A 2130-nucleotide genomic window follows, 5' to 3' on the forward strand; every position below is an offset into this window, starting at 1 on the left:
CAGCGACCAATCGATTAACAGTCGATCGCTCTACCACTGAGCTACTGAGGATCACTCACAATTTCTAATCTTAGGGTTAAAAATAGGATTTGGCAAGTACTTTCGCCAATATTTTTTTTGATACTTAAAATTTATAGAATTTTTGCAGCCAAAACCCATTCAGGAACTTAAGCAGAGACTTTTAAATACTAATATCTACTGTAATCCCATTCGTAATTCAGCCAGACGCTGCCGCGCCTTAGCATCAATGGCATTAGCTAAAAACCTACTCTTAGATTGTTTGCGCGTATGATACTTCTGTCGCATCCGACAGACGGTAGCTTCTACTTCCCCACAGAGTTGTTGTGCCGATAACCATTCAGCCCCATACCCCTGTATCATCAACTGCTGTGCCCGATCTGATGTAGCAACAATTACACGAGAAATCAAAGATTGGGCTATTTGCTGGCGCATAGACGCACAGGATTTTTCAATATAAGTATCTGCTGTCTGCCCAAAATCAGTGTAATAAACTGATAAAAGCTCAGTAATTATTTCTTTATTGCTAGAAGAGTTCTGATATTGGGCATCAAAAACTATTTGAGTTGCATAACCTTGAAACGCACTATAACCAGTCATCGCTTCCACAAGTTCACCCCGTGCTGCCTCTAGTCCAACACTATCACGCGTTTTTTTAAGGCAAGGCCAAGCGCCAATTATATTGTAGCCGTCTACCAACAAAACGGCTTGGAGTAAGGAACGGGGCATGGTTTTTGATCACAATTTTCTAGAGTTAACAAAATTCATTCATAAGTTTTATAATAATTGATGCATAGTCTGTAACACTATGCTACATAAAATAAAAAATCTAGCAGCCTCACAAAACTAAAACCTAAGACAGACGTACAAACTTAAAACGCGCCTTTGTTTTAAAAGGCGCGTTGCAGTTCTTTTCAGTAGTAATGAGAACGAAGAGTACTGAGTTAAAAGACGATCTATAAATGGTGGAGCATATACGGCTATGAAATCCTGAGTATTTTTTACTTTACTCAGCACGGGCTAAACCATAGCTATCCGCTAACAGCACTCAGCACTAAATTAAGGCGCTTCGCTGTGTACCTCCATTAGACGTTGTTTGAGGCGTTGAGCTTCACCTCTATCTACCAGAGAGCCTTTTTCAAGCAAGAAAGCGCCATCACAGTAATTTAACTCGTCTAATCGATGTGTCACCCAAAGTGCTGTAATACCTCGATTTTTGACAAGGCGGCGGACACCAGCAACTAAATCCAACTGACTATCTGGATCTAATAAGGCAGTGGGTTCATCTAATAATAAGACTTCACAGCGACGGGCGATCGCACCGGCGATCGCTACTCGCTGTTTCTGTCCCCCAGAGAGTGCATAAATAGGGCGTCGTAGGAGAGTAAGCAAATTAACCGCTCCTAGCGCCTCCTCAACCCTTGCTCTAGTGGCAGCAGGTGGTAACTTTTCTTCCACCAATCCAAAGGCCACATCAGCACCAACCGTTGGCATCACCAGTTGATGATCTGGATTTTGGAAGACAAAGCCAACCGGGTGCAAAACCCGAATTTCCCCAGACTCAGGAGCTAGTAGCCCCGCCAGCAGTCTAAGTAACGTTGATTTACCACTGCCATTTGTACCCAAGAGCATCCAAAATTCGCCCTTTGGTACTTCTAAAGAGCAAGATTTGATAACTTTCTCTCCATTAGGCCAATTGAAATTTAAATCCTTGACCTCAATGCCCACTTGAGCCATTTGTCAACCTTGGTTACTCAGCAGCTACAGCGAAAAAGCCAGGTGGTCTACCACCACCAGGGGTTGTACCATCTTTCTGAACAATCTGCACCCCAGAAATTTCACTAGCGCGGACAGCAATTTTTTTCTCTGTCTTGCCCTCGCACTTAAGTTCCACAATGTCAGGGTTACCAGAGCGTATTGCTGCCAAAATCAGCTGATAAACAGCCTCAGCATCCTCTGCTGACTTACGTTGTACAGAAATAGGGAAAGCAGTGTTTCTGATGCTTAAATCGATGGTAAACATTTAGCAATAATCAAATTTAACTGTGGACTCATTTTAGCGTCAGCTGACTGATTCTAGGGAAATGGGAAAGAGGCAGTGGGGCGGGGGGC

3 protein-coding genes are annotated in these 2130 nt (G+C 43.2%); all 3 read right to left on the bottom strand.

Annotation, left to right across the window (positions count from 1 at the left end; all coding sequences use genetic code 11):
- Positions 1 to 195: 195 nt before the first annotated feature.
- The gene (locus ACFE90_RS37850; RefSeq protein ID WP_190731514.1) at positions 196 to 747 is read right to left on the bottom strand and encodes an NYN domain-containing protein; all 552 of its coding nucleotides are present in this window, start codon (positions 745 to 747) and stop codon (positions 196 to 198) included.
- Between the two features lie 330 nt (positions 748 to 1077).
- Complete coding sequence (locus tag ACFE90_RS37855; RefSeq protein WP_375507357.1) at positions 1078 to 1755, bottom strand: ABC transporter ATP-binding protein; 678 nt, start codon at positions 1753 to 1755, stop codon at positions 1078 to 1080.
- Between the two features lie 13 nt (positions 1756 to 1768).
- Positions 1769 to 2041: a hypothetical protein gene (locus ACFE90_RS37860; protein ID WP_012410874.1), complete on the bottom strand. Its 273-nt coding sequence runs from the start codon at positions 2039 to 2041 to the stop codon at positions 1769 to 1771.
- Between the last annotated feature and the right edge of the window lie 89 nt (positions 2042 to 2130).

The sequence above is a fragment of the uncultured Nostoc sp. genome, from assembly GCF_964245445.1.
Classification (GTDB): domain Bacteria; phylum Cyanobacteriota; class Cyanobacteriia; order Cyanobacteriales; family Nostocaceae; genus Nostoc.

What these genes read in the sequence shown, in the direction of transcription:
- ACFE90_RS37850 (WP_190731514.1), bottom strand. Translation starts at nt 747, where the DNA reads ATGCCCCGTTCCTTACTCCAAGCCGTTTTGTTGGTAGACGGCTACAAT.
- ACFE90_RS37855 (WP_375507357.1), bottom strand. Translation starts at nt 1,755, where the DNA reads ATGGCTCAAGTGGGCATTGAGGTCAAGGATTTAAATTTCAATTGGCCT.
- ACFE90_RS37860 (WP_012410874.1), bottom strand. Translation starts at nt 2,041, where the DNA reads ATGTTTACCATCGATTTAAGCATCAGAAACACTGCTTTCCCTATTTCT.